Source organism: Microcystis sp. M_QC_C_20170808_M3Col (genome assembly GCF_007095505.1).
In the GTDB taxonomy this organism is placed as follows: Bacteria; Cyanobacteriota; Cyanobacteriia; order Cyanobacteriales; family Microcystaceae; genus Microcystis.
Genome location: NZ_SFBY01000441.1, coordinates 1 through 5,840 on the forward strand (window position 1 = coordinate 1; position 5,840 = coordinate 5,840).

Consider the following 5,840-nt stretch of genomic DNA (forward strand, 5'->3'; position numbering starts at 1 on the left):
TAATTTTAGTCCCGACGGCAAGACTTTGGTGAGCGGTAGTGATGACAAGACTATCAAACTCTGGAATGTAGAAACAGGCCAAGAAATCCGCACCCTCAAAGGGCATGATAGCTCTGTCTGGAGCGTTAATTTTAGTCCCGACGGCAAGACTTTGGTGAGCGGTAGTTGGGACAAGACTATCAAACTCTGGAATGTAGAAACAGGCCAAGAAATCCGCACCCTCAAAGGGCATGATAGCTCTGTCTTAAGCGTTAATTTTAGTCCCGACGGCAAGACATTGGTGAGCGGTAGTGATGACAAGACTATCAAACTCTGGAATGTAGAAACAGGCCAAGAAATCCGCACCCTCAAGGGGCATGATAACTCTGTCAATAGCGTTAATTTTAGTCCCGACGGCAAGACTTTGGTGAGCGGTAGTTGGGACTACACTATCAAACTCTGGAATGTAGAAACAGGCCAAGAAATCCGCACCCTCAAGGGGCATGATTTCTATGTCAATAGCGTTAATTTTAGTCCCGACGGCAAGACTTTGGTGAGCGGTAGTGCTGACAAGACTATCAAACTCTGGAATCTTGGGACAGACTGGGGCTTAAGTGATTTAATGGGACGTAGTTGCGCTTGGGTGCGGGTTTATTTGCAGAATAATATTAATGTCAGGGAGGAAGATAGGCATTTGTGTGATGGGATTGGTACAAAGAATTAGCCCACCAATTTAATAATAAAGTTGCTCTGTTACAGCCGATTCTTAATTTAGGTTTTTTTTCAGAGATTATCGCCACAAACACGCACCCTACAAGAGTGGCGATCGCATTAAAAACGTTTTATTTACCTCAATAACTCTGTTGCTTCTTTTAAGACTTGATTAATTTCGGGTTTGTGACAACTAATTACATCGTTTGGTAAATGCTTGTGATGGGGAAAAGTAGAGAGATTGGGAAAGTGAGGGGTACTATCATAACGAAAAACTAGGTTGTTTTTTTCATCTTGTAAATGGTAACGATAATCTAGGAATTCTAAGTAATTGTCTGTGATTACTATAGCTTCGTTTATTTCTAATAAATGGGTTCGCTTGAAACGTAACCTAATTCTTATAATTAGCTCTTTGTGATGTCAGTATTTCTTCTTGATAACATTCTACATAAGCATTTTCACACTGCACAATTGCTTGCTCTACTTGATTGAGTTAATCAGATAAAAGTTTAAGCATCATGATTTAATCTTTGTTCTAATTCTTGACGCAAAGCAAGGTAATGACGATAATCGTTTGCCCATTCTATAAATATTATATCATCTGACAATATTCCCTGATTGTATTCTTTATAAAAATCTTCGGAATCCATTTTATGTTGGTTCTCATAGACGCTAAGTCGCTTGGCAACAGCAATCAAAGCATCTAAAGATGATGTATATTGAATGGTCTGTTTACGCATTTTTCTTTTACTCCAAAATAATGATATTTTGATTATAAACGTTCGCGCTCAAACAAAAACATAAATCGTCGGGTGCGAAGCGCGATAGCGTAACGCACCAATTATTCTTTTAGTTTCTTCTTTTTTATCAGTGGAAAAAGCATAAAGCCAAATATTAGAATCAACAAAACAACTATGATTTTTAAGTTCTGTCATAAATTTCTTCTCGTTTCATAAATTCTAAATTATCAACCTCTATAGGATTTTCCAACAGGTATTCAATCATATCAATTTCAGTTTCACCTTTATTGAGTTGATTTTGAGCTTTAAATGCGGCAATAAGTACCTGTATCTGCTGAATTTGTTCAGGTTTAAGTCCAGTTACATTAATATTTTTAATCATGGCTACCTTGGAATGATTTTTACTTTAATTATACTAATTACACCCTCTCACAATAATGATCTTCCTTTTTTACATCTTTGACCAAAATTATCGGTGTTTATCTAGAGCAGACAGAGGAAGATGTAGCAATGATTAAACCATCTGTATTGGTACGAATATCACCGATACTGACTTGAATTGTCAGGTTAAATAAAACTAAAGCTATTGAGAGAGAAATAAAAATCTACACTTCAACCAAATGAACCCAACTTAGAGAAGATTTAACGCTGTTAAATAAGCGTTTATCGCTGGTGTATAAATTTGCTTGAAATCGTTGAGCTAATACTAGATAATGGGCATCATAAGTAGCAGGAAGATTCAAGGTTTGCGAAATTTCTATTGCTTGGTAATGGAGGTAAATATCTCCATGAAACTGAATGGGTAAATCTAAGACTTCTGTAAGGAGGGTTTGCGCTTCTGTCTCCAAAATTTGACCAGCTTTTTTCAGACGATGAAATACGTTAGTGACTTCGTAACATAATAAAGTTGGCGCAATCACTAAATTTTCCTCGGTCATCCATTTTTGCCAGAGTTGACTATACATTGTTACAGAAGGTTCAACCGTTGTTAAATGAACTATAAAACTAGAATCAACACAGATAAATGTATTAGTCATTATTTTCTCTATTCACTCACAATTTCTTCCATCAATTGCCGATCTCTTTCTTCTCTCATTTGATGAATAATTTCAGTAACATCGGTTTCAAATGGGTTTCCCTGACGACGTTCATAAATGGCTTTTCGAGTTGCGTCAATTCGTTCTAATGCAATTTCCCAAGAGGGGTGATCTTTGAGTTTTTTTCCTAACAATTCCTGTTCTTCTAGGGACAAGGATTTAATTGCATTAACTAGAGATTCCACGAGTTGAATATTCATTTTTTTTACATCTTTGACCAAAATTATCGGTGTTTATGAAGAGTTATTATAGCCTAGCCTTTGAATTATAACAAAGAGACGCAAACTCCGTCGCTTACGTCCCCAATTCATCCCCAATCAAAGTTTACCGCTTGGATAACCGAGAAATAACCCGTGTAAGGAAAATTAGCCCGACTTTTTTAACAATTGTCGGCAAAATTTTGCTTGCTTTTTTCACGGCTTTTTGCGATAATATTTTTATAAGACTTTATATATAATCGAGTGGTGGCACTCCACAAAAGACAGACAGATTCCCATTATAAGAAAAGTATAACCGAAGCCGCCGCCCAAGTCAAGGGATCACTCCTTTTTTTTTGAGAAGTTTTCAGAAAAAAAAAATCAAAGAGGCAGCCGGAGATATTCGGTTTTTCTTCACTTTTTGGGCGAAAAAACCCTTTTAGGATGCCTATAATAGGAGAGAGAAAGGGTTAAAAACTAAAAAAAAATGGCGGAGAGAGTCCAGAAAATCCTTGCCCAGTGGGGAATTGCCTCCCGAAGAAGGGCGGAGGAGATGATCGTGGCCGGACGAGTGAGACGGAATGGCAAAATCGTGCAGTTAGGAGAAAAAGCCGACCCCGAAAAAGATCACCTAGAGATAGACGGAAAAAAAATTGAACCGGCCAATCGTCCCCAAAGATTGTATATACTGATCAACAAACCCATTGGTGTGGTTTCTACCTGTAAGGATCCACAAAACCGGCCGACGGTAATTGACCTTTTGCCCGACTCCCTCGCCAGCGAGACAGGGTTACATCCCGTAGGAAGGTTGGACATTAACACCACTGGGGCTTTACTCCTCACCAACGACGGTCAACTCACCCTCACCCTCACCCATCCCCGTTATCATTTGCCCAAAACCTATCGGGTTTGGCTAGATGGTGCGATTGATAGACTTGCGCTCCAGCGTTGGCGAGAAGGTATCCTCTTAGAGGGAAAAAAAACCTTACCCGCACAGGTTGAGATACTCAAGCAAACCGACCAAAAAACCCTACTAGAAGTTATTTTAGTGGAGGGAAGAAATCGGCAGATTCGCTGTGTAGCCGAAGAATTAGGTTATCACGTCCTGAAACTTCATCGCAGTGCCATCGGTCGTATTCAACTAAACTCTGGTAATAATTCCCCCTTACCCTTGGGTCATTACCGTTTTTTAACCCTTGATGAACTGAAATATTTAACAAGCCAGATTAACTAAGCTGAAAGTCAGCCCCTAATAGCGATATGTTTCGCCTTCTCCAATCACAACTCGATCCCCAGCATAAACAGCGAACCAAATTACTGGAAATCGGCGTTTATTTGCAAAAAAATCGCCTAGAACAGTCCCTTTCCCTCGAAGAAATTGCCCAGAAAACCTTAATCCCGCGCCATCGCCTAGAAGCGCTGGAAGCGGGGGATTTGGAAGCATTGCCCGAGCCGATTTATATTCGTTGGTTAATCAAGCAATTTGCTGATAGTCTCGCCTTGGATGGTGAGACGATTAGCCGACGTTTTCCCACCAAGGTAAATAACTTTTTTAGGGGAACAAAACCGTCTTTATCGCTGCCGCGTCTTCAAATTCGCCCGATTCATCTCTATTTTCTTTATTTAATCTTAGTTATTGGTTCCGTACAAACCCTATCCCACGTCCTGCAAAAATCGGTACTGCAATCGAATCGCTTACCGCCGCCTTCCTTGCCACAACAGCAAATTGTCCAACCGAAAAGCAATCCCCTTCAACCGGTAGCCAACAAAACCAGCAATAATCAGCAGCTGGTGGTGGGGGTAAAACTGGAGGATGACTGCTGGCTGCGGGTGGTGGTGGATGGCAAGACAGAATTTGAGGGTGTGCTGCCCCAAGGAACCCATCGCACTTGGCAAGCAAACCGAGAATTAACCGTGAGGGCGGGTAATGCCGGCGGGGTTTACGTTGCTGTTAATAATGCCAATGCTAAACAACTGGGACAACCGGGCAAAGTCGAGGAAGTCACCTACCGGGCAAATTGAGCTAATTTATGCAAAAGGTTTTTTCACCCCTCGATCGCCTTCAGGGAGGGTTAATCGGGGCATATATTGGGGAATCCTTGCATAATCAGCCCTTAATACCAGCCTTTAACTATGAGGCTACGCCAAGGACGACCCTGCTTTTGCAAGCTCTGCAATCTAAGGAAGACTTGCAGATTGCGATCGCAGCCAAGCAAGAGTCGGAATCGGCGTTATTATTTGTGCTGTTGCCGGAGATTTTAACCTGGCCTGACCATGGGGAACGTTGGCAAGCTAGATTAAATTTTTGGCTGAAAAAGGGGTTAATTTCCGAGTTAACCCAACAAGAAGCGATAATTTGGGGAGAGGCAGTAGGTCTGTTATTACAGGGGAAAAAGCCTTTAAATCAGTTAATGGGGCAATTACTAACTATTAAGCCCAAGAATAAGCTATTAGAGCAGATTCAGTCAGCTTTAGGGCAAAATCATCCCTTAGAGTTCATTTTATCGGCTTGGGCGAAAGATATCTCACCTTTAGGAATTGCGATCGCAGCTTCTCTCTATACCTTTCTGCAAACGACCGAGGATTTCGCCGTTAGCGTGCGTCGCGCTAATTCTAGTCCCTATCAACGGCAATTAACCACCACTTTAGCGGGAATTTGGGCGGGATTGTACAACGGTATCGAGGGTATTCCCCTAGCTTGGCGGCAAAATTTGCCTAAAGAGCCAGTTAAACAGCAATTAATGGATAAAGCTGGGGAAATCTATCGAATTTCCCTGGGTATATCTCCTCATCTTGTCCTATCTCCTGACACTGCCGTCGCTTACGGGGGAACAATCCAACCCCGTCCCAGCTTAAAATTGGTCTCTCAAATTGACATCCTCGCCGCCGTAAAACGGACGGCGATTCCTCACCACGCCACTTTTTTAGGGTAGTCGCTGAACGGGGTTGACGCTTCACCGAAAAACGCTTAATTGCTTAAGTCTGACACTTTCTCCACGTCCGTTTTCAGTGTCCGAATGCCCTCCGGCCACCTTGAACAAGTCGAAAAAATCTCATGTTCAACCTTATTTCCTAGAAAGTTTTACTCGTTCAAGGCCGAATTTGAAGTCTTTTCT

Annotated in this window: 10 protein-coding genes; 4 read left to right on the top strand and 6 right to left on the bottom strand. The window is 41.4% G+C overall.

Annotated features, from left to right (window positions below):
* Window positions 1–703, top strand: a 703-nt coding sequence (locus tag EWV84_RS20305; RefSeq protein WP_287079682.1) for a WD40 repeat domain-containing protein, incomplete at its 5' end; no start/stop codon positions are given.
* Window positions 704–825: 122 nt separating this feature from the next.
* On the opposite strand, the gene tumE is transcribed toward EWV84_RS20305, so the two are convergent.
* The 6 genes from tumE to EWV84_RS20335 form a co-directional block, all read right to left on the bottom strand.
* A complete protein-coding gene (gene tumE, locus EWV84_RS20310) occupies window positions 826–1,095 on the bottom strand; it encodes a toxin TumE (protein WP_353806946.1) in 270 nt (89 codons plus the stop codon).
* Window positions 1,096–1,199: 104 nt separating this feature from the next.
* A complete protein-coding gene (gene tumA / locus EWV84_RS20315) occupies window positions 1,200–1,430 on the bottom strand; it encodes an antitoxin TumA (protein WP_271973332.1) in 231 nt (76 codons plus the stop codon).
* A gap of 48 nt (window positions 1,431–1,478) precedes the next feature.
* Window positions 1,479–1,625 carry a PIN domain-containing protein gene (locus EWV84_RS20320; RefSeq protein WP_271973334.1) on the bottom strand — a complete coding sequence of 49 codons (147 nt, stop codon included), beginning with the start codon at window positions 1,623–1,625 and terminating at the stop codon, window positions 1,479–1,481.
* Window positions 1,612–1,812 (bottom strand): hypothetical protein, encoded by a 201-nt coding sequence (locus tag EWV84_RS20325; RefSeq protein ID WP_287079683.1) that lies wholly within the window; start codon window positions 1,810–1,812, stop codon window positions 1,612–1,614. Before EWV84_RS20325 ends, EWV84_RS20320 begins: the two co-directional genes overlap by 14 nt.
* A 223-nt stretch (window positions 1,813–2,035) precedes the next feature.
* Window positions 2,036–2,467: a type II toxin-antitoxin system VapC family toxin gene (locus EWV84_RS20330; RefSeq protein ID WP_287079684.1), complete on the bottom strand. Its 432-nt coding sequence runs from the start codon at window positions 2,465–2,467 to the stop codon at window positions 2,036–2,038.
* Between the two features lie 8 nt (window positions 2,468–2,475).
* Complete coding sequence (locus EWV84_RS20335) at window positions 2,476–2,727, bottom strand: hypothetical protein (protein ID WP_158199940.1); 252 nt, start codon at window positions 2,725–2,727, stop codon at window positions 2,476–2,478.
* Window positions 2,728–3,211: 484 nt separating this feature from the next.
* Between EWV84_RS20335 and EWV84_RS20340 the strand changes: the two genes are divergently transcribed.
* The 3 genes from EWV84_RS20340 to EWV84_RS20350 are packed head-to-tail and all read left to right on the top strand — an operon-like array spanning window position 3,212 to window position 5,657.
* On the top strand, window positions 3,212–3,958 hold the full coding sequence (locus tag EWV84_RS20340) for a pseudouridine synthase (protein ID WP_286824414.1): 747 nt from the start codon (window positions 3,212–3,214) through the stop codon (window positions 3,956–3,958).
* A gap of 26 nt (window positions 3,959–3,984) precedes the next feature.
* Window positions 3,985–4,746 carry a helix-turn-helix domain-containing protein gene (locus EWV84_RS20345; RefSeq protein ID WP_286824413.1) on the top strand — a complete coding sequence of 254 codons (762 nt, stop codon included), beginning with the start codon at window positions 3,985–3,987 and terminating at the stop codon, window positions 4,744–4,746.
* Window positions 4,747–4,754: 8 nt separating this feature from the next.
* Window positions 4,755–5,657, top strand: coding sequence for an ADP-ribosylglycohydrolase family protein (locus EWV84_RS20350; protein ID WP_287079687.1), 903 nt, complete (start codon window positions 4,755–4,757; stop codon window positions 5,655–5,657).
* The last annotated feature ends 183 nt before the right edge of the window (window positions 5,658–5,840 follow it).

Bases quoted from the DNA above. Each gene is read 5' to 3' on its own strand.
- EWV84_RS20335 (WP_158199940.1), bottom strand. From the start codon at position 2,727: ATGAATATTCAACTCGTGGAATCTCTAGTTAATGCAATTAAATCCTTG.
- EWV84_RS20340 (WP_286824414.1), top strand. From the start codon at position 3,212: ATGGCGGAGAGAGTCCAGAAAATCCTTGCCCAGTGGGGAATTGCCTCC.
- EWV84_RS20350 (WP_287079687.1), top strand. From the start codon at position 4,755: ATGCAAAAGGTTTTTTCACCCCTCGATCGCCTTCAGGGAGGGTTAATC.
- EWV84_RS20330 (WP_287079684.1), bottom strand. From the start codon at position 2,467: ATGACTAATACATTTATCTGTGTTGATTCTAGTTTTATAGTTCATTTA.
- EWV84_RS20320 (WP_271973334.1), bottom strand. From the start codon at position 1,625: ATGACAGAACTTAAAAATCATAGTTGTTTTGTTGATTCTAATATTTGG.
- EWV84_RS20325 (WP_287079683.1), bottom strand. From the start codon at position 1,812: ATGATTAAAAATATTAATGTAACTGGACTTAAACCTGAACAAATTCAG.
- tumA (WP_271973332.1), bottom strand. From the start codon at position 1,430: ATGCGTAAACAGACCATTCAATATACATCATCTTTAGATGCTTTGATT.
- EWV84_RS20345 (WP_286824413.1), top strand. From the start codon at position 3,985: ATGTTTCGCCTTCTCCAATCACAACTCGATCCCCAGCATAAACAGCGA.